Genomic DNA, 18,842 nt, shown 5'->3' on the forward strand with positions numbered 1-18,842 from the left:
CTTCATGCCAAGACCCAGAATTCCCCGTAACATTTGTGGCCGCCCTGCGGATACCTGTTTTAAGCCCAATGCGCGACCGATGAGCCAGCTTGAACATGTTCATTTAAAAGAAGATGAGTTTGAAGCGTTACGACTGGTCGATTTACTGGGCATGCAACAGCAGGAAGCGGCTGTTGCAATGGGGGTTTCAAGGCAGACACTGGCCAATGTCCTGAAAGCAGCCCGTTTTAAGGTTGTGGACTGTCTCACTCAGGGCAAGGCCTTAATAATGCACTCTGAAAGGGAAGGAGTTACACAAGATGATCACAGCCATTCCAGTGAATGACGACCGGGTAGCGAATCATTTTACCAAAGCGAGTCACCTTGTTTTTGTGGATAAGCGCGGTGCGGAACTCAGCCGGACAGAGAATCCCGCGCTGGGCGCAGATTGTTCAGGTAAACGGAAGCTGGTTGACCTTCTGGTTCAACAACAGGTCAGCCGCGTTGTGGTCCGTAACATCGGGGAACGGATGCTGGGTAAATTACTGGGGCATCAGATCGCGGTGTACCAGACTGACTGTGGCCGTCGTTTGTTCACTGAACTATGTGATCCGGATACCCGTGTACTGACTGAACTGAATAAGCCGGAGCAGGGACGCCAGTCCCTTAACCATGAGGCGAAGGGGAAAAAATGCTGTCACTCTGACGGGAACACAGCAGAAAATGCGTGCCTGCGGGGTCATCAGCATCATCACGGAAACGGGCGCTGTTGCCATTCCTGAGTTTATTTCATCACGGGTGGTGATTTTTATCCGACCCGTATTGTGTATAAACCAGGAGCCGGAATGTGTGGAGGAGGCAGTAATGACTGCCGGGTATGAGAACCCCATCTGACTGAATTCCGGATGCCTCCCGTCAGTATGTAGTGGTCAAGTAATACTGGCCACAGTTTTACAGTAAAAAATGGTATCCTGTTCTCTGACTCTTCCGGCGTCAGCCCACCGTTATAATGGTGAGGTCTGACGCTGTTGTAGTAGTTCAATATGTAATCATTAATTTGCTGCCGGGCCTCGTCCTTGCCTGCGTAACCATTCGTTGGCACCCATTCTGTTTTCAGACTGCGGAAGAAGCGTTCCATGGGGCTGTTATCCCAGCAGTTTCCCCGCCGACTGACGCTTTGATTTATTCTGCAACGCCAGAGAAGTTGTTGATATTTAAGGCCTGTATACTGGCTTCCCTGGTCGCTATGGAACATGACATCCCGGGGTTGGCCACGCGTCTCATAGGCCATCCGCAGGGCACTGCTTATCAGTGCGGTATCGGCATGCGCTGACAGACTCCAGCCGATAACCCTGCGGGCAAAAAGATCCATAACAACCGCCAGATAGCACCAGCGATTTCCTGCCCAGAGATACGTAATATCTCCACACCATACCCGGTCTGGCTCCGGTACTGCGAACTGACGCTCAAGCAGATTCGGCAGGCTGGTATGCTCCTGACGGGCATTTTTATACTGATGTTTTCCGGGCTGACAACTGCTCAGGTTCAGATATTTCATCAGACGCCCGGCACGGTAACGGCTCATCGGGACGCCGTTTTGAGTCAGCATTTCAGCCAGAGTGCGCGCGCCCGCAGAGCCCCGACTTTGGTTCCACGCCCGGCGTATTTCGCTGCACAACCTGACTCGTGCCGGATTAACCGTATCGCGTCGTTTTCGCCAGTACCGGTAACTGCTGCGGTGTATTTCCAGAGCAGAACACAGGCTGACAACCGTGTGGCTGTCACTTAGTCTGGCGGCTATCGTGAACCGTTCAGCGAGTCGGACATTAAGAGCGTCGGTTAGCCTTTTTTAATATCGTATTTTCGTTCCTCCAGACGGCGAACTTGCTTTCCAGCTCGCGGATACGTTGCTGGTCTGGAGTAATGGGTGTGGCAGAGGGCGTAATCCCCCTGGCGCTCTCGCCTGAGCTGGCGTACCCAGCTCTCAAGCGTGGTTGAACCGACATTCATCGCTTCACTGGCCTGTCGATATGAGTAGCCCTTATCAACAATCAGCTGTGCACATTCCAGCCTGAACTCAGGGGGGAAGGTTCGTTTGGTTTTCTTGTTCATTAAGTCACCTGTTTTGTGTTGTGGTGAGAATATCACCTTTCATCAGGTGGCCAAATTTAGTGTGCCACTACAGTACAACCGGACACTGAACAGAAACAGATGAATTGTTATCTTAATGCCAGAAAGGCCCATACCTGTTGTATGGCCTGTGGTTCCCGCGACAACAACCCTGATTCGGTGAGCTTAATGTTTTCAGAACACCCGAATGGTTCTGTATGTGCGAACTACACGGCCGATCACAGGCATCAGGGCTATACGGGTCTTTTACATGGAGGAATGACGAGTACCCTGCTGGATGCAGCAATGACTCATTGTTTGTTCATGCAGGGTGTGCAGGCCCTGACGGCTGAACTGACGGTCAGATTCATTTCACCCGTTTGTACCGGGGAAAAACTGATGGTATGTGCCAGACTGCTTGGGCAACGCAGGGGGATTTACCAGCTCGAAGCATGGCTGACAAAGGGACAGCAGAAAGTGGCACGTGCCACGGCGAAATTCATTGTCCCGTCGCAGGATATTGCTCTGGCACATCGCTAGTGTGACAGACGACAGGTGTACCTGGTTATTATAAAAATTTGAGGCTGTTTTGCCCAGACCGGAAAGAATAATGGCACATCGTATATCCCACTGAAACAATGTAAGAGGTAGTTATGAGTAAACAAATCATTGATATTGGTATTGCTGAATCATCCCGAGTGGAGATTGCAGACGGCCTGGCCCGGCTTCTTGCTGACACCTATACCCTGTATATAAAAACACATTACTATCACTGGAATGTAACTGGCCCCATGTTTAACAGCTTACATTTAATGTTTGAAAATCAATACAATGAGCTGGCCACTGCCGTTGATGATATCGCTGAACGTATACGCTCGCTCGGATGCTTCGCGCCCGGCACATATCATGAATTTTCACGTTTAACAGCGGTTAATGAAGACAAGGATATTCCGGCAGCAAAAAACATGATTGAAAATCTTGTCCAGGGCCAGGAGACCGTGGTTAAAACTGCACGCTCTTTATTCCCGGTCGTTAATAATGCGAATGATGAAGCCACAGCAGATCTGCTTACACAACGTATCCAGTTGCATGAGAAAACTGCCTGGATGTTGCGTAGCCTGCTTGAATAATGTAACCCGGTGGTAGCAGAAAAAACGGTTTATCAGCCACAGGCCATTGCTGACAGTGCAGTATCATCCTTGATCTCGTGGCTTTTTTTCTGAAAAAAACATTAAAAATCAATAATATAACCAGTTGTTGCGTGAGCGATAAATACAGTCCGGACAGGCATCAGCGGCGGGTATATCCGCACCACTGCCGCTTTCCCGTTACAGTATCGCAGGCTCCGGCCAGGCACGGGGAAGGCGCTGCACAGCCTGAACAGGGTTAATGATCCACTGATAAAACGGTTTGCGGTGAAAGCAGGATCACATTATTCGTTGTTATGGCTTTCTTTACCGGTGTCTTCCTGCGGGCAGTAGAGATCATATAAGGTATTTAACAACGTCATGATACGGTTATCCCCGATACGGTAATATACCATTTTACCTGCCCGTCGGGTCTCGACCAGCTTCAGGCGGCGCATGACACCCAGCTGCTGAGACAGGGTCGGCTGAGTGATACCGACCGCCGCTTCCAGCTCGGTCACATTCGCTTCCCCCTGGCTTAACTGACACATCAACAATAGCCGGTCGCTGTTGGCCAGTCCCCGTAAGACATCTGCTGCCCCCAGGGCTGCATTTTTCATATCGGTCTGACGTTTTGTGTCTTCATTCATGCGCATTGCTGATTTCTCACATTATGTATTTTTATATAATATAGTTTAGTATACTAATGGCGCTATGATTTTGCCACCGTGTTCGTCAGGTCTGCAGCGTCTTGCTGGCCCGGGTGAATGATTATATCTGGCAGGAATTTTTGCCCCCAGTAAACGGAGAGGATTTAATGAAAATAGTGATTGTTGGTGGTGTCGCCGGCGGCGCATCCGCTGCAGCCAGGGCACGTCGATTGTCAGAAGATGTCAGCATTGTTGTGCTTGAGCGGGGAAGCAATGTCTCCTTCGCCAACTGTGGATTGCCTTACCATATAGGCGGGAAAATTCCGTTACGGCAGTCACTTATTCTCAAAACCCCGGAGGATTTTAAATCCCGTTTTAACATAGACGTCCGTATATATCATGAAGTGACCTCAGTAGACCCGGTGAATAAAACGGTAACGGTTAAGAATCTGACCTCAGGGGAGGTCTATAGCGAAGAGTGGGATCGTTTGCTCCTCAGTACCGGCGCCGCTCCGGTTGTCCCCCCTTTGCCCGGGCTACAGGAAGAGGGGGTCTTTACGCTGCGAAATCTTACTGACATGGATGCTATCCAGGCGTGGATTGAGCAACATAACGTCGCTCACACCACGCTTGTCGGCGGGGGATTTATCGGGCTCGAAGTGATGGAGGCACTGAGCGAAAGAGGGATCAGTGTGACCCTGCTGGAGATGGGGGAACAGGTTATGGCTCCGGTTGATCCTGAAATGGCATCGGCCCTGCATCAGGAAATCAGGAGTCATGGCGTGGATCTGCGTCTCAGAACGGCACTCAACGAGGTACTGCGGACAGAAACGGGATTCCGCGTTGCACTTTCTGACGGTGAGTTTCTGCAAACCGACATGGTTATTCTCGCCATCGGGGTAAAACCTGAGAATACCCTTGCCACAGGAGCCGGGCTCGCAGTGGGGAAACGGGGAGGCATCAGTGTCAATGCCTGTATGCAGACCAGTATCCCTGACATCTACGCCGTGGGGGATGCTGTTGAAACTCCTGACCTTGTCTTTCAGGAACCCGCTAATGTTCCTCTGGCAGGGCCAGCCAACCGCCAGGGACGTATTGCTGCTGATAACATGCTTGAACGTCACAGCCTTTACCATGGCAGTCAGGGTACATCCATTTGTAAGGTATTTTCGCTGAGTATTGGCAGTGTCGGTGCGAATGAAAAACAGTTGAAAGCCCATGGTACCCGATACGAGAAGGTTTACGTCCATGCCGCTGATCATGCCAGTTACTACCCGGGAGCAACGATGATCAGTCTGAAACTGCTGTTCAGCCCTGACACCGGTAAAATTCTCGGAGCCCAGGCGTCAGGAAAAAAAGGGGTAGATAAACGCATCGATGTCCTGGCTGTCGCACAGCGCGCGGGGCTTACCGTCAACGATCTCGAGCATCTTGAGCTTACTTATGCTCCTCCTTTTAACAGTGCAAGGGACGTTGTTAACCAGGCTGGAATGGTGGCGGCAAATGTAATTAAAGGAGATACGGTCATCTGTCATGCCAGCGATGTGTTACAACGGGAACCGGGCAGTTATTGTTTCCTTGATATTCGCTCTCCTGCAGAACTGAAACAATTTGGTGAATATCCTGATGCACTATCCATCCCTCTGGATTCCCTGCGGGAGAATCTTGAAAAATTACCTAAAGATAAAGAGATTTTTATCGGGTGTCAGAGTGGCCTGCGCGGGCATGTGGCATACCGTATTCTGCAGGCTCACGGCTTCCGGGCATATAATCTGAGCGGTGGTTTTATAACCTGGAAAGCGGTTATGGCGTCGATGAATAAATAACAGATGACGTGCCATCTATATGGCACGTCATCTTTCCGTATTCTCAGCATTTGTTACATCTCAACGCTGACGCGGGAGCAACATGATAAGCGCCCCAGTCAACGCAGACAGAACTGATCCCACCAGTACGCCGACTTTCACTTCATCTATGAGTAACTGGCTTTCCGCAAATGCAAGGTTGCCAATGAAAAGGCTCATGGTAAAACCAATTCCACACAGAACAGAGACGCCGTATATCTGCAGCCACGAGCTGTTTTTCGGTTTTTGGGCCAGCCCCAGACCGACAGCGAGCAGCGAAAGGCCAAAAACGCCCACCTGCTTACCCAGGAAGAGTCCCGTGGCCACACCAACTGGCACGGGTGACAGAAGATCCTCTGCGGTCAGGCCTGTGAGCGATACGCCTGCATTCGCGAAACCAAACACCGGCAGAATAAGGAAAACCACCCACGGCTCAAGACCATGTTCAAGTCGCTCCAGCGGTGAACCGGAAGTGCTGTCTGTTTTCAGCGGGATGAAGAGGGCCACCAGAATACCAGCCACCGTAGCATGAACCCCCGACTGCAGCATAAAAAACCACATCAGGCAGCCTGCAACGAGGTAGGGAAGCAGTCGCTTCAGGCCAGCTCTGTTCATCATGAACATCATCAGTGCGGTTACCATAGCGCCGCCCAGCATCATGAGTGAAATATGACTGGTATAAAAAATTGCAATAATCGCTACGGCTCCCATGTCATCAAGGATGGCCAGGGCAGAGAGAAAAATCTTCAGCGACGCCGGAACCCTCCTTCCCAGCAAAGTCAGCACACCGAGCGCGAACGCAATGTCCGTCGCAGCCGGGATGGCCCATCCGCGAAGCGTTTCTGCATTGCTGGCATTAAACCCGGCATAAATCAGTGCCGGCACGGCAACGCCTCCCAGCGCCGCAAAACCCGGTAGGGCGCGCTGGCTCCATGTTGCCAGTTGACCAACGAGAAGCTCCCGCTTAATCTCGAGACCGACAAAGAGAAAAAAGATGGCCATCAGCCCGTCGTTGACCCAGTGCTCCGTGGAAAGCCCGACAGTTTTGTATTTCAGCAGTGATTCATATCCCTCAAGCAGGGGAGAGTTGGCCACCACGATGGCTGCTACAGACGCGAGGATCAGTATAATACCGCCCGCCGCCGGCGAGCTGATAAACCCTCTGACAACTCCGTTAAGCTTTTTTTTATTTGCGCTCATGGAATGTGTCGCCTCCTTTCAGAAAGTTGATACCTGGCTGTTTCTTACTGACAGAAATACGGAAAACGTGGATCTGTCCCTGAAGACACCTGGCGGATGACATTCTCAGGCTTGCTTGCATGACATAATTCACCTGAAGTGATTGATAATAAACTATTTTATCACAAGCGTTAACCTGAGCCGTTGTAATGCGCGTAAATTCCGGTAAATGCCGTACACCTTACCGTCTTCAGTTATGCGCATCCATGGGCACAAGAAAAAGCATTGGCCTGCTGACTTTCCAGAGGCGTTGATCTATGATGTTTTTAAAGGTGATGGCGTTCCACCTTTCCCAACCGCCCCGTCCGGGGCTGATGACGCCTGATATGACTCTTGATTTTCAGGAGGTATGTCAGGCCGTCGATAAATCCTTCCGGCCTGTGTACTTCCCTTAACGGGGATACATCTTTGATTAATGTTTTTGGTCATCTTAACCCTGACAGCGACGCTGTCTGCACCGCAGCCGTGACGGCGGGCTGGCTCAACCGGTGTAACCGTCCTGCCCGTGCCTGGCGGCCCGGTGAAGCGAATCCTGAGACACGCTATATTTTTGAAGCTGCCGGGCTCTCCCTGCCGCCCCTGCTGGATATTCCACTGAAAGGTGAACCGGTATGGCTGGTCGATTTTACCGAACCGGCACAGGGGCCTGCTGATCTCCTCCAGAGCAATATCATCGGGATTATCGACCATCACCGGCTTGGCGGTCTGGTCACGCAACTGCCGCCGGAGGTCTGGATAAAACCGGCAGGCAGCAGCGCGACAGTACTCTGGCTGCTGATGGATGCAGAAATGCGCCGCACGATGCCCCCGACTCACGCAACCCTGCTTCTTGGCGCGCTGCTCAGCGACACCATTAATCTGTGCTCACCCACCACGACGGAAGACGATATCCGTACAGCCACTGAACTCTGCGTCCTGTCGGGGATAAAACGCAGGGCATTTGCTCATGGGCTCATGACCGCCAAAACCGACATCAGCGGACAGTCAGCAGAGCAGCTTCTGAATAAAGACCTGAAGGCCTTTTCGCTCGCTGGCACGGATGTGCGTATCGCACAACTGGAGGTCAACTCACCTGAACAGGTCGCTCCCCTACTGGATGAACTGCAAAATGCGATGGCGCAGATGGCGGTGACAACCGGAGCCGGACTTATCGTGCTGATGGTGACTGATATCCAGGAATGCTTTTCAACACTGTATTTCGCCGGGCCGGAGAGTGGCAACATAACATCATGCTCCGTACCGGGCATGGTCAGCCGGAAGAAACAGCTTCTGCCCTGGCTGGAGCACTTCCTCAGTCAAAGCCGGAGACAGCCATGAAAATCTACACACATGCACTTGTTCTTGTTCAGGGGAAAGAGGATGGCGTTACCCTTCTCGCACTGGCGGCAACGCTATCCCGCCTGCTGCAAATGAAAATCACTCTTGCTCATATCTGCAATGACTATCGGGAGATGAACTACGTATCGGACGGCCTGATGGACGATGCCGTATCAAAAGATGTTGTTCAGGTGAAGGCGCTGTTCAGTGAACTGACGTCCTCTGTGGCCGAACACGTTGACGCACGTGAACTGGTCACCATGCGGCGTTTTGAAGATGTACAGAAATGCATCACCGACACCGGTGTGGACCTGGTGATTGCAGGTCACCGTAATCGTTTTATGGGGGCGCTGACATCCCGTTCTGCTGAATACATTAACCATCTTAACGTCGACGTTCTGATTAAACACATTCCAAACTGAACCACTGGAGATTTATATGAGCTTTATACTGGAAAAAGTTACTGCCCGTGAAATTCTCGACTCTCGCGGTAATCCCACTGTTGAAGTGGACGCTTTTACTTCTGACGGAATGATGGCCCGGGCATCGGTACCGTCTGGCGCCAGCACCGGCTCACGCGAGGCGACCGAACGCCGTGATGGCGATGCCACTCGTTTTGGCGGGAAAGGGGTCCGTGATGCCGTTAAGGCCGTGGATACAGAAATCTGCGACACCGTCAGGGGAACAGATGTGCGGGAGCAGCGGCGACTGGATAATCTGATGCGGGAGCTGGACGGCACTGAGAACAAAAGTCGGCTCGGCGCCAATGCCATTCTGGGTGTTTCTCTGGCGGTGGCCAGACTGGCTGCTCAGGTCACCCGTCAGCCGCTTTACCGCTATCTTGGAGGGCTTAATGCCAGCCTTCTGCCCGTTCCGTGCATGAATATTATTAACGGTGGCGTTCATGCCCGTGGTCAGGGCGCCGATTTTCAGGAATTCATGATAGCGCCGCACGGTGCGCCAACGCTGGCAGAGGCCGTTCGTCAGGGCAGCGAGGTCTATCAGGCTCTGCGCCAGATCCTTCTGTCCCGTAACCTCTCCGCCGCGGTGGGTGATGAAGGGGGATTTGCCCCGGCCGTCTCCTCGAACCGTGAGCCGCTGGAATTCATTGTCCAGGCAATTGAGAAAGCCGGTTACCGGCCGGGGGAAGATATCAGTATCTGTATGGACCCGGCATCCAGCGAATTTTACCGCGACGGGAAATATCACCTTCGCACCGAAAGCAGCGCCCTGAGCTCTGAAGAGATGACGGATTATTATGGTGAACTGATGAACCAGTTCCCCATTGTCCTGCTTGAAGACGGACTCGCCGAGGATGACTGGGCTGGCTGGAAATACCTGCATAATAAACTGGGCGGCCGTACCGAACTGGTCGGTGATGACCTTTTCGTAACGAATGTGAAGTATATCCGCCGGGGTATTGAAGAAAAGCTGGCCAGCGCGGCGCTCATCAAACTCAACCAGATTGGCACACTGAGCGAGACGTTCGACGCGGTTTCACTGTGTCATGAACACGGATGGGGCGCTTTTATTTCGCACCGCAGCGGTGAAACTATGGACACATTTATCGCCGACATGACGGTGGCATTGCGGGCGGGGCATCTGAAAACCGGCGCGCCCTGCCGTGGTGAACGTATTGAAAAATACAATCAACTTATGCGCATTGAGCAGGATCTGGGCAGTGAAGCCCGTTATGCGGGTATCAAGGCATTTGTTCGCCGGGGTTGACCGAAATCATAACGGCATCTGAAGGATGTATGCCGGTTAAATCCGGCATACATCCTGGTTTCGAAATTATATTCATCTGAGATGGGGAGTCGGGCATTGGGTCAGTTGTCAGCAATTATGATTGGCGGGGCTGTGGGGTGTGTCATTCGCTGGTTTTTTGGGGTTAAGCTCAACAGTTTCTTTCCTTCACTTCCGCCCGGAACGCTGGTGGTTAACCTGCTGGGGGCTTTTATCATCGGTGCCGCAATGGCCTATTTTATGCGCAACCCTCAGTTGGATCCTGCCTGGAAACTGCTGATCGTTACCGGTCTGTGTGGTGGGCTTACCACCTTTTCAACATTCTCTGTAGAGGTCTTCACATTATTGCAGGTGGGAAATTACTTGTGGGCCCTCACTTCCGTACTGGTGCACGTGGTAGGGTCGCTGCTCATGACCGCGGCGGGTTTTTACCTGATAACATTACTTGCATAAAACTTACAATGCAGCTCTGGTCAAGTTACAGATTTGACCTGCTCTGCACTGAATACTAGGTCTGCCGGACAGGGCTGAGGGAGAATGGCTTCCTGCCGGCTTTAACGATGATTACCCGTTCAGGTAGAACATAAAAATATGCCCCTTTAGAGCGAAAGGCGGACGCCAGTAACGCTGAAACAAGAAACGATAACGGGTTAAATGTTTAGCGCCTCGCAAAGGATTCAAATGTTTTGATGGCCTGCTTCAGCCAGTCGGGAAAGTTTGCTCTGTACCACCATGTCAGTTGTAAAAAATGATGAAGCCTAAGAAAGAAAAAGCTTTCCAGTAGGCACCGTAAACAGAGATGAAACCGGAGAGGGTAATATCATGATTACAAAAATTCTGATTGCCTATGATGGTTCGGAGTCTGCAAAAGAGGCTATGGATTTCGCCTTTGAACTTGCTCATCATTTTAACAGCGAATTGTATGTTATGGCTGTTTGTCACTTAACTGAGTTTGGCGGTGAGGTTGAGATGCTGGATTTTGTGAGTCGGACACAATCCTACTTCTATCAGAGGATGAGAAATCTGAGGAAACAGTATCCGGAAATGAAAAAAAAACCTCGATTACATATTGCCACAGGGCATCCGGCAGAACAGATTCTGCATTATGCCGATGGTCATGGTATCGATCATATTGTGGTCGGTCACAGAGGAAAAAAACAGTTTTCTCAGTGGTTGTTGGGTTCAGTTGCTCGACAGGTGGTGGACCATGCCCCTTGCCCGGTAACAGTTACCCGTAAATGAGACTATTTTCATTGGATGGTACGCAACAGATCTATTTCCTTTTGTTTTTTTTACGAGAAGTTCGGTTCAGTGACCATAGCGAGAAAGCAAAAACACAAATCAGGCCCAGTGAAAGGAGAATTAACGTCGTTATTAAATAATCCATGATAGCCTCCATTTTTATACTGTGACCATTTTAGCATGTCATGCAATTTAATATGTGAATGTAAATGATTTTTATATTCAATAGATAATATGGCAATAAAGTCAGTCTGGAGAAAAGATGGAATTTATAAGCATATTGTATGCCACACTCGACGGAAACCGTCAGCATACACTCAGAAAAAATGAACCTGCATGTTTTGCTGATTTAAACCTTGATAAAGTTATCACTTCGATAACTCATGGTCGGGAAGTGTATAATATTAAACCATTTTTTTATTCACCATTAGAATATCTTGACGATATCTACTATCGGCAGGGTATAATTCAGGATGTTGGAAATGAAAATCTCTATAGTGCTATAAAGGAATTCTCATCTGACATGCAGAAAATTAGAGAGATTTCAGGGGAAAAGGAGTACCGGTACTATCATTATCAGCAAAGACGCTGGGAACTTGAGTGTATACTACTTTATTGTCAGTCGGTTACAAAACTTCGGGAGCATTTAAGCTCGTTGTTACTTGGGTCGTCCGGTATGACAAATTTTAGAAATTATCTTTCCGGGTACATTGATAGTGAGAATTTTAAAAGTTTATCCGCAATGGCAAACCGGATAAAAGATAATCTTGAGGGAATTCGCTATAATCTCAGAATTAAAGGTGACACAATCAATGTGGAACACCATGCAGATGAAATAAACTATAGCGATAAGATTATTAATGTTTTCTCAAAATTCAAACAACGTGATGTAACGGTTAAACTTGATTTTAAGAGTCATGACACTGTCATGACTAATGTTGAAGCCAGAATTCTGGAGTGCGTTGCCAGACTTTTTCCGTCTGTTTTTTCTGAGCTCGATACATTTATTGAAACCAGAAGCGATTATCAGAGTCATACACTGAACATTTTTGAACGTGAAATCCAGTTTTATCTGGCCAGCATCGAATATTTCCGCAACTTTCAGAACGCCGGATTATCATTTTGTATTCCTGAGATAAATGTTAATAATAAAAATATAACAGTCACCAACGGATTTGATCTGGCTCTTGCTTATTCACTTCTGAAGAAAAAAGAGAATGTAGTATGTAATGATTTTCAGTTGCGGGAATGTGAACGCATTTTAGTTGTTTCTGGCCCTAATCAGGGAGGGAAAACCACATTTGCCAGAATGATCGGACAGTTGCACTATCTGGCTTTGCTGGGGCTATACGTTCCCGCAGAGGATGCGAATTTGTTTCTGGTCGATAATATTTTTACTCATTTTGAAAAAAGCGAAAATATTCATAATCTTAGGGGTAAATTGTATGACGACCTTGTACGGATCAAATCTATACTTGATGTGGCTACATCAAAAAGCCTTATTATCATGAATGAGATTTTTACCTCAACAACTTCACACGACGCGTTATACCTTGGAACCCAAATTATTAAAAAAATAGTGATGCTGGATGCACTTTGTGTATGTGTGACTTTTATCGATGAACTCACCAGACTGGATCGGGCTATCGTCAGTATGATGAGTACGGTGGAAAATGATGAAAGGGCTTCACGAACCTACAGGATTGCCAGAAAACCTTCGGATGGCGTGGCGTGGTCAGCGACATTGGTTCAGAAGTATGGTCTGACATATGAAAAAATAAAAGGGGAGGTGAATGGATGAACGTATATCTGATGTATAAAGATGCTGATTTTGTTTTGGATGATATTTTCCCGGATAATTTCAATATCCAGGTGAGAGATCTGGGGTTGGATGTATTATTCCAGAGTCTTTCTGCTGGGGATGAGTTTTTATATTCAGTGGTCAAAAAAGCCTGTTCTCAGTCGCTTGCTGACGTTCCGTGTATTGAGTACAGACAGGCTATTTTGCGTGACTGTCTTTATAACTCAAATATTATCAGGGAATTTTATCAGGCGGTTCTTGAGTGCCTGACGATGGAGAAAGAAAAACTTCACTACATTGTATTTGGTCATTCCCCCTCAGCAATGCTTCATCAGTCAATTTCCTTCACTAGATTTTTCCTTGAAAATTTAAAGAAAGTCAGAGCTATTGCTGAAAAAAATATTTATTTTTTTGAGTCATCCGGAATGACTCGCCTCCTGAAGATGATTATCCAGGAACTGAATGAGGATTATCTGAGGGGTATAGAAGAACATCTTAAACAGATGGACTTCAAAAGAGGCGTATTAATGAGTGCCAAGCTTGGTCCGGGAAGTCGTGGAGACGAGTATATTCTCAGAGAACCCAACTCGCCGGATAAGTGCTGGTTCAGGCGCATTTTCTCAAGGAGACCTGAACATTACTCGGTTCAAATAGCCCCTCGTGATGAAAATGGCTTCAGAGCACTTAGCGATTTACGGGATGAGGGACTGGTACTGGTTGCTAGTGCAATGGCGCAGTCTACAGAGCATTTACGGAATTTTTTCAAATCACTGCGTGCAGAGCTAGGATTTTATGTGTGCTGTATTAACCTTGCTGAAGAATTAAATAAACGCAATTTACCCCAGTGTTTCCCTGTTCCTGTATATAAACGAGAGCGTCGTCTGGTTTTTGAATCGTTGTATGATGTTTGTCTGGGGCTTACATCAGACAAGAATATCGTCGGCAATACATTAAAGACTGATAATAAAAACACATTCATTATTACCGGTGCAAATCAGGGCGGGAAGTCTACCTTTTTACGTAGTATTGGACTGGCACAGATAATGATGCAAAGTGGAATGTTTGTCGTGGCTGAGTATTTCTGTACCGATATTTGCGGTCAAATCTTTACTCACTATAAGTGTGAAGAGGATAGCTCTATGGTTAGTGGAAAACTGGATGAAGAGCTCCTGCGTATGCGCGATATCGTTGATCTTCTGGAACAAGACGATCTTGTCCTGTTCAATGAGTCGTTTTCAGCGACCAACAGCCGGGAAGGGGCTGATATTATCAGGGGGATTGTGATGGCGCTTGCAGAGAGCAGGGTAAAAATTTTTTTTGTTACCCATTGTTCAGAGTTTGCCTGCGCGTTTTATCAGGAATTCCATCCAGATACCGAATATCTGTGTGCTGAAAGACGAGACGATGGTGAAAGGACGTTCAGGATCGAGGAGGGAGCACCGATGGATACTAGCTTTGGTGAAGACTTATATCAGGCGGTTTTTACATCTGATGAGCTTGCATGATCCTCTGTTCCTGATAAAAACAGAACAGGGATGTGTTTTTAAAGCATTGCCATCATTAAATGGCCAGCCGCTTTCATCAGTAGTGAATCGATAGAATGGTGTTATTAATAAAAGAATTGCTGTTCTGATTAAATGCCTCGTCTTCAGAAGGAAAAGTGGAGAGCATTGTCATACCACCATACAATCCAGTGGTAACATAAAAACTCCACACTGGGGCACGGTGGAACGGTCCGGCAACATATGGACACATACTAGTGATACACAGATAATCATTGCTAATAATGAATTATAAATAAAACACTTAAACCCACAGAATATCGTAACTTACTCCAGTATATAGCGACCACTGATGGTTTTGTCTTCGCTCATTTCATAAAGGACTGGGACACCCGTAGGGATATGCAGATCCATTACATTATTTTCGTCTGTCTGCTCAAGGTACATTGTCAGAGCCCGAAGCATATTGGCATGGCCGATCAGTAATAATGTTTCTCCGCTGACGAGGCTTTGTTGAATAAATCAGATTTCGGGTAAGTCTCCCCCGTAGCGGGTTGTGTTTTCAGGCAATACGCACGCTTTCAGGTATACCTGCTTTCGTCATTTTGTTCAGCGCTCGTACCAGGGCCATAGCCTCCGCAACCTGACCATCGTAGTCACGCAGCGTCAGTGAACCCCCGAACAGCTGTTTTACCCGGTACATCGCCGTTTCCGCTATCGAGCGACGGTTGTAATCTGTTGTCCATTTCCACCGCGCATTACTCCCGGTCATTCGCTGATTAGCCACTGCACGGTTACGGTCTGCATATTCACCGGGCCAGTAACCCGCACCTTTTCGGGGAGGGATAAGCGCGCTGATTTTCTTACGCCGCAGTTCATCGTGACATAGCCGGGTATCGTAAGCGCCATCGGCGGCGGCTGACCTGATTTTCCGGTGGGTTTGCCGGATTAACCCGGGGAAGGCCTCTGAGTCCGTAACGTTGTTCAGCGACAGGTCAGCGCAGATGATTTCATGTGTTTTACTGTCAACGGCGAGATGCAGCTTACGCCAGATACGGCGGCGTTCCTGGCCATGCTTTTTGACTTTCCACTCGCCTTCACCGAAGACCTTCAGCCCGGTGGAATCAATTACCAGGTGTGCGATTTCACCCCGGGTGGGCGTTTTGAAACTGACATTAACCGACTTTGCCCGCCTGCTGACACAGCTGTAATCCGGGCAGCGTAGCGGAACGTTCATCAGAGAAAAAATGGAATCAATAAAGCCCTGCGCAGCCCGCAGGGTCAGCCTGAATACGCGTTTAATGACCAGCACAGTAGTGATGGCAAGGTCAGAATAGCGCTGAGGTCTGCCTCGTGAAGAAGGTGTTGCTGACTCATACCAGGCCTGAATAGCTTCATCATCCAGCCAGAAAGTTATGGAGCCACGGTTGATGAGGGCTTTATTGTAGGTGGGCCAGTTGGTGATTTTGAACTTTTGCTTTGCCACGGAACGGTCTGCGTTGTCGGGAAGATACGTGATCTGATCCTTCAACTCAGCAAAAGTTCGATTTATTCAACAAAGCCCGCTGACGACGCGGGGAGCGATGACATGCTGCCAGTAAGGTATAACTCTTCGTAGTGCCATCTCAAGACTTTCACCTTTTGGGAGATCTGACAGAGCAATATGGTGATAGCGGGCTTCGCGATGGAGAAGTTGTGGGGCTGCCGCAAGCAAAGGCGGAATACCTCGGTAACTTTTTCGCCAGTGATACACCAGTTCCTCGCCCATTTGTTGTGCCGCTTCATCTTTCCTCATCCCTTGCAGGGCGCCATAATGACGTTCATTCAACCGCCAGGTTTTACTCACTGGCAGCCATAACAGGTTCAGTGTCTCCATTATCAACCAAAGTGAATGTATTGCCCGGTTGAGAACAGATGTACAGGCTGAATCTATCTGTATACCAGCCTGTTTTATGAGCCTGGCTGCATGTCGGGCTTCTTCTTCTCCTCTCCTGGTCAGCGTAACGTCTGTCCATCCTGTAAAACGATTTTGCTGATTCCATTCACTTTCGCCATGTCGGAGCAAAATTATTTTTCCCATGACCCAGAACCCGTTGTTGTTAATAGTACGTATCAATAAATTGCCAGGGTTTTCCTGGCATCCACGTTTAATAACCTTTTTTTTTCGATGTTCTGCTGAGAAAATGGCGGACCAGCAAATGGCTGCTACTCCCGATGAAAAGGGCAATAGCGATTGCCACGTAATCATCAGGAAGTGCGGAAAAAAATACATCTGAGATTAGGAAAACCAGACAAGTTGTCAGTATTCCGATGACCGTTGATAGTAAGAGTATTTTAGGATTCACAGAGGACCTCCTTATAGCCCCCAGATCGAAGGTATGGGGTAGGTACAGGACTGGCTTTTTTAAAGGCTGGCTTACCGATAAAGACTGCCGCCTCACCCATAGCGTTTTCAATACGCTTCAACTGATTGTATTTTTCAATGCGCTCTCTGCCGCAGGGGGCACCAGTTTTTAGACGACTGTAACGAAGTTCGCAAACGAATGCGTCATTATTCAGGTCCGAAATTTCACGTAATGTGGTGATGGTTTCTTGATTCTTCGTGGTCGAGCAGGTGAATTTTCCTGGACGATAATGGGGGGCTGGTCCGCCGATGTGGTTAAGCGGGTCGGCCGAAGCTGGAACACTACAGACAGTGTAGCGCAGCCCAATAACATGAATGAAAAGAGAACATTTTGACAAGGGCGTTTTGTGGAATGAGAAGAAATTGTCTGAATTTCGCATAGAAACACCTGACATACATGCTTAAAAGGAAACAGCGATATTGTATATCAGGCGTCATCATCCAGTTTGAAAGTACTGGCGGTTGGGAAAGGTGGAGCACCATCACCTTATGGATTGAGCTTAAATGAGACTTTCTCTGAAATCAATATTTATTACGGCATGCCATATCAGCGATGTGTTACAACGGGAAACAGGCAGGTATTGTTAACTTGATATTCGCTCTCCCGCAGAACGAAAAAAAATTGGTGAATATCCTGATGAGTTATCCATTCGCGGACGAAAATCATCATTCACCTTTCGCCCCTGTCGGAGGTGGTGCAGCAGTGTCTGTTCCCGGATGTGGTCTGGCGTAACCAGCCCCGTGCGGAAAAACGCGTGAATCTGCGCTAGCACAAGGTACAGCGGAAGGAAGATAAACGCTGGTGCCATGAGGCCATGCTGCATCAGAGCCTGGTCGCGCGGGCTGATCTGAGTGTTCAGTCGCCGGAAATGGTGGGAGCATAGTATTCGCGCTGGTCGGACGAACTGGCATCGATGTTCTGGCAGTGGCGCAGGCGCTTTCCCTCGCTGGCGGAACTCAGGTGGCACCAGGACGCGGTGGAGGAGTAGCCTGACGGCCAGCGTGCGGCTGACCGCTGGCGCGTGCCCTCCAAGCTGAACCAGCTTGGAGGGCATATGATACATATGGAACTGGCAGACATTGCCCGTCGCTGGTCGCTTCGCACCGAAAGCAGGGGCGGTCAGTGGGCAATGTTGCCTTTATCGAAGTCGGCGCGTTAAGGGAAAACGAACAGGCAGACGCATGGGGCTGCCGGCGGGGATTCAAAGCGGCCAGCGTGGTGGTGTAGGTGAAAGTGTCACGGGCAGATTTTCTGCGTGACCGGCTGAAACCCCACAGGGCAGTGGGGGGATGGGCGATTTTTGTTATTTTCTGTGTCTGGAGGATGTCATTACCATTGATGAACTTCCCGACCGCTGGGGGCTACTCTGGGTGAATGAAAGGAGGCGCATCACAGGGCCAACTCTATGTCTCGACAACATCAGAGTAGCAGTTTACCCGCCGTAAGGCAGGAGAAGAGGCTTTGCGTTGACACGAACAACTGGGAACAGATCACTGATGTAAATATTATCAGCGAGTATACTATGAATGAAAATGATCTTCATGTGGCTGCGTAACGCTATGGTTTATCGACAAGGTTATAGACTGGAAAAAAGCCCATTAGTTGCTCTGTATTTTGCTACAGAAAAAATTCAGATGAGCTAACTGATGCTGCTGCTTTCATGACTTGGGATGTTCCAGATAGTAAATTAGATGTAATGCAAAGTTCGAAATTTCTTGGAGTAATTCAAGTAGAGCGAAATTTTTGCTAAGAAGTGTATTATAAAAGCTGTCATTTTTATGGGGTGAATTATGAAAATTATATCGCTGACCCTTTTGATGTGGTTCTTTTAAAAAGATTGATGACTATCTTGAAAATGTAAATTTCTCTTAATTTATTATA

16 protein-coding genes, 3 pseudogenes and 2 riboswitches are annotated in these 18,842 nt (G+C 48.6%); of the genes and pseudogenes, 13 read left to right on the forward strand and 6 right to left on the reverse strand.

The window, feature by feature from the left end:
* Nucleotides 1-4: 4 nt before the first annotated feature.
* Both ECL_RS02330 and ECL_RS02335 read left to right on the forward strand, forming a co-directional pair.
* Nucleotides 5-325: a DUF134 domain-containing protein gene (locus ECL_RS02330; RefSeq protein WP_001137910.1), complete on the forward strand. Its 321-nt coding sequence runs from the start codon at nt 5-7 to the stop codon at nt 323-325.
* The gene (locus ECL_RS02335; protein WP_013095208.1) at nt 300-761 is read left to right on the forward strand and encodes a NifB/NifX family molybdenum-iron cluster-binding protein; all 462 of its coding nucleotides are present in this window, start codon (nt 300-302) and stop codon (nt 759-761) included. Before ECL_RS02330 ends, ECL_RS02335 begins: the two co-directional genes overlap by 26 nt.
* Nucleotides 762-908: 147 nt before the next feature.
* Here the strand turns inward: ECL_RS02335 and ECL_RS02340 are convergent.
* Nucleotides 909-2,091, reverse strand: a pseudogene (locus tag ECL_RS02340) (IS3 family transposase).
* A gap of 186 nt (nt 2,092-2,277) precedes the next feature.
* On the opposite strand from ECL_RS02340, the gene ECL_RS27610 reads away from it, so the two are divergent.
* Nucleotides 2,278-2,628: a PaaI family thioesterase gene (locus ECL_RS27610; RefSeq protein ID WP_227522476.1), complete on the forward strand. Its 351-nt coding sequence runs from the start codon at nt 2,278-2,280 to the stop codon at nt 2,626-2,628.
* A gap of 113 nt (nt 2,629-2,741) precedes the next feature.
* Nucleotides 2,742-3,218 carry a Dps family protein gene (locus ECL_RS02350; RefSeq protein WP_013095212.1) on the forward strand — a complete coding sequence of 159 codons (477 nt, stop codon included), beginning with the start codon at nt 2,742-2,744 and terminating at the stop codon, nt 3,216-3,218.
* A gap of 302 nt (nt 3,219-3,520) precedes the next feature.
* On the opposite strand, the gene ECL_RS02355 is transcribed toward ECL_RS02350, so the two are convergent.
* The gene (locus tag ECL_RS02355) at nt 3,521-3,871 is read right to left on the reverse strand and encodes an ArsR/SmtB family transcription factor (RefSeq protein WP_013095213.1); all 351 of its coding nucleotides are present in this window, start codon (nt 3,869-3,871) and stop codon (nt 3,521-3,523) included.
* Between the two features lie 161 nt (nt 3,872-4,032).
* Between ECL_RS02355 and ECL_RS02360 the strand changes: the two genes are divergently transcribed.
* Nucleotides 4,033-5,691, forward strand: coding sequence for an FAD-dependent oxidoreductase (locus ECL_RS02360; protein ID WP_013095214.1), 1,659 nt, complete (start codon nt 4,033-4,035; stop codon nt 5,689-5,691).
* Between the two features lie 60 nt (nt 5,692-5,751).
* Here the strand turns inward: ECL_RS02360 and nhaA are convergent, their stop codons facing one another.
* Nucleotides 5,752-6,909, reverse strand: coding sequence for a Na+/H+ antiporter NhaA (nhaA, locus tag ECL_RS02365; protein ID WP_013095215.1), 1,158 nt, complete (start codon nt 6,907-6,909; stop codon nt 5,752-5,754).
* Nucleotides 6,910-7,210: 301 nt separating this feature from the next.
* Nucleotides 7,211-7,279, forward strand: a riboswitch (Fluoride riboswitch).
* 77 nt (nt 7,280-7,356) lie between these two features.
* Here nhaA and ECL_RS02370 point away from each other — a divergent pair.
* From ECL_RS02370 to ECL_RS02400, 7 genes are all read left to right on the forward strand, one after another.
* Nucleotides 7,357-8,265: a DHHA2 domain-containing protein gene (locus tag ECL_RS02370; protein WP_013095218.1), complete on the forward strand. Its 909-nt coding sequence runs from the start codon at nt 7,357-7,359 to the stop codon at nt 8,263-8,265.
* Nucleotides 8,262-8,687: an adenine nucleotide alpha hydrolase family protein gene (locus ECL_RS02375; RefSeq protein ID WP_013095219.1), complete on the forward strand. Its 426-nt coding sequence runs from the start codon at nt 8,262-8,264 to the stop codon at nt 8,685-8,687. Before ECL_RS02370 ends, ECL_RS02375 begins: the two co-directional genes overlap by 4 nt.
* A 16-nt stretch (nt 8,688-8,703) precedes the next feature.
* The gene (gene eno, locus ECL_RS02380) at nt 8,704-9,993 is read left to right on the forward strand and encodes a phosphopyruvate hydratase (RefSeq protein ID WP_013095220.1); all 1,290 of its coding nucleotides are present in this window, start codon (nt 8,704-8,706) and stop codon (nt 9,991-9,993) included.
* Between the two features lie 81 nt (nt 9,994-10,074).
* Entirely contained in the window at nt 10,075-10,464 is a 390-nt protein-coding gene (gene crcB, locus ECL_RS02385) for a fluoride efflux transporter CrcB (RefSeq protein ID WP_044158961.1), read from the forward strand.
* Between the two features lie 369 nt (nt 10,465-10,833).
* Nucleotides 10,834-11,253 carry a universal stress protein gene (locus ECL_RS02390; protein ID WP_013095222.1) on the forward strand — a complete coding sequence of 140 codons (420 nt, stop codon included), beginning with the start codon at nt 10,834-10,836 and terminating at the stop codon, nt 11,251-11,253.
* A gap of 262 nt (nt 11,254-11,515) precedes the next feature.
* The gene (locus ECL_RS02395; protein ID WP_044158959.1) at nt 11,516-13,054 is read left to right on the forward strand and encodes a MutS-related protein; all 1,539 of its coding nucleotides are present in this window, start codon (nt 11,516-11,518) and stop codon (nt 13,052-13,054) included.
* Complete coding sequence (locus ECL_RS02400) at nt 13,051-14,559, forward strand: MutS-related protein (RefSeq protein WP_013095225.1); 1,509 nt, start codon at nt 13,051-13,053, stop codon at nt 14,557-14,559. Before ECL_RS02395 ends, ECL_RS02400 begins: the two co-directional genes overlap by 4 nt.
* 559 nt (nt 14,560-15,118) lie before the next feature.
* On the opposite strand, the gene ECL_RS02405 is transcribed toward ECL_RS02400, so the two are convergent.
* The 3 genes and pseudogenes from ECL_RS02405 to ECL_RS27925 all read right to left on the reverse strand — a co-directional run.
* The gene (locus ECL_RS02405) at nt 15,119-16,087 is read right to left on the reverse strand and encodes an IS5-like element IS903B family transposase (protein WP_013087110.1); all 969 of its coding nucleotides are present in this window, start codon (nt 16,085-16,087) and stop codon (nt 15,119-15,121) included.
* Between the two features lie 21 nt (nt 16,088-16,108).
* Nucleotides 16,109-16,804, reverse strand: a complete 696-nt coding sequence (locus ECL_RS02410) for a 2,3-bisphosphoglycerate-dependent phosphoglycerate mutase (RefSeq protein ID WP_237707065.1) — start codon at nt 16,802-16,804, stop codon at nt 16,109-16,111.
* A gap of 152 nt (nt 16,805-16,956) precedes the next feature.
* Nucleotides 16,957-17,088 (reverse strand): annotated as a pseudogene (locus ECL_RS27925) (phosphopyruvate hydratase); the annotation flags it as partial.
* Between the two features lie 293 nt (nt 17,089-17,381).
* Nucleotides 17,382-17,456, reverse strand: a riboswitch (Fluoride riboswitch).
* Nucleotides 17,457-17,856: 400 nt separating this feature from the next.
* Here ECL_RS27925 and ECL_RS27930 point away from each other — a divergent pair.
* Nucleotides 17,857-17,949 (forward strand): annotated as a pseudogene (locus ECL_RS27930) (plasmid SOS inhibition protein A); the annotation flags it as partial.
* Nucleotides 17,950-18,842: the final 893 nt, after the last annotated feature.

Origin of the sequence: Enterobacter cloacae subsp. cloacae ATCC 13047 (assembly GCF_000025565.1) — a bacterium.
In the GTDB taxonomy this organism is placed as follows: domain Bacteria; phylum Pseudomonadota; class Gammaproteobacteria; order Enterobacterales; family Enterobacteriaceae; genus Enterobacter; species Enterobacter cloacae.

Bases quoted from the DNA above. Each gene is read 5' to 3' on its own strand.
- ECL_RS02330 (WP_001137910.1), top strand. From the start codon at position 5: ATGCCAAGACCCAGAATTCCCCGTAACATTTGTGGCCGCCCTGCGGAT.
- ECL_RS02335 (WP_013095208.1), top strand. From the start codon at position 300: ATGATCACAGCCATTCCAGTGAATGACGACCGGGTAGCGAATCATTTT.
- ECL_RS27610 (WP_227522476.1), top strand. From the start codon at position 2,278: ATGTTTTCAGAACACCCGAATGGTTCTGTATGTGCGAACTACACGGCC.
- ECL_RS02350 (WP_013095212.1), top strand. From the start codon at position 2,742: ATGAGTAAACAAATCATTGATATTGGTATTGCTGAATCATCCCGAGTG.
- ECL_RS02355 (WP_013095213.1), bottom strand. From the start codon at position 3,871: ATGCGCATGAATGAAGACACAAAACGTCAGACCGATATGAAAAATGCA.
- ECL_RS02360 (WP_013095214.1), top strand. From the start codon at position 4,033: ATGAAAATAGTGATTGTTGGTGGTGTCGCCGGCGGCGCATCCGCTGCA.
- nhaA (WP_013095215.1), bottom strand. From the start codon at position 6,909: ATGAGCGCAAATAAAAAAAAGCTTAACGGAGTTGTCAGAGGGTTTATC.
- ECL_RS02375 (WP_013095219.1), top strand. From the start codon at position 8,262: ATGAAAATCTACACACATGCACTTGTTCTTGTTCAGGGGAAAGAGGAT.
- eno (WP_013095220.1), top strand. From the start codon at position 8,704: ATGAGCTTTATACTGGAAAAAGTTACTGCCCGTGAAATTCTCGACTCT.
- crcB (WP_044158961.1), top strand. From the start codon at position 10,075: ATGGGGAGTCGGGCATTGGGTCAGTTGTCAGCAATTATGATTGGCGGG.
- ECL_RS02390 (WP_013095222.1), top strand. From the start codon at position 10,834: ATGATTACAAAAATTCTGATTGCCTATGATGGTTCGGAGTCTGCAAAA.
- ECL_RS02395 (WP_044158959.1), top strand. From the start codon at position 11,516: ATGGAATTTATAAGCATATTGTATGCCACACTCGACGGAAACCGTCAG.
- ECL_RS02400 (WP_013095225.1), top strand. From the start codon at position 13,051: ATGAACGTATATCTGATGTATAAAGATGCTGATTTTGTTTTGGATGAT.
- ECL_RS02410 (WP_237707065.1), bottom strand. From the start codon at position 16,804: ATGATTACGTGGCAATCGCTATTGCCCTTTTCATCGGGAGTAGCAGCC.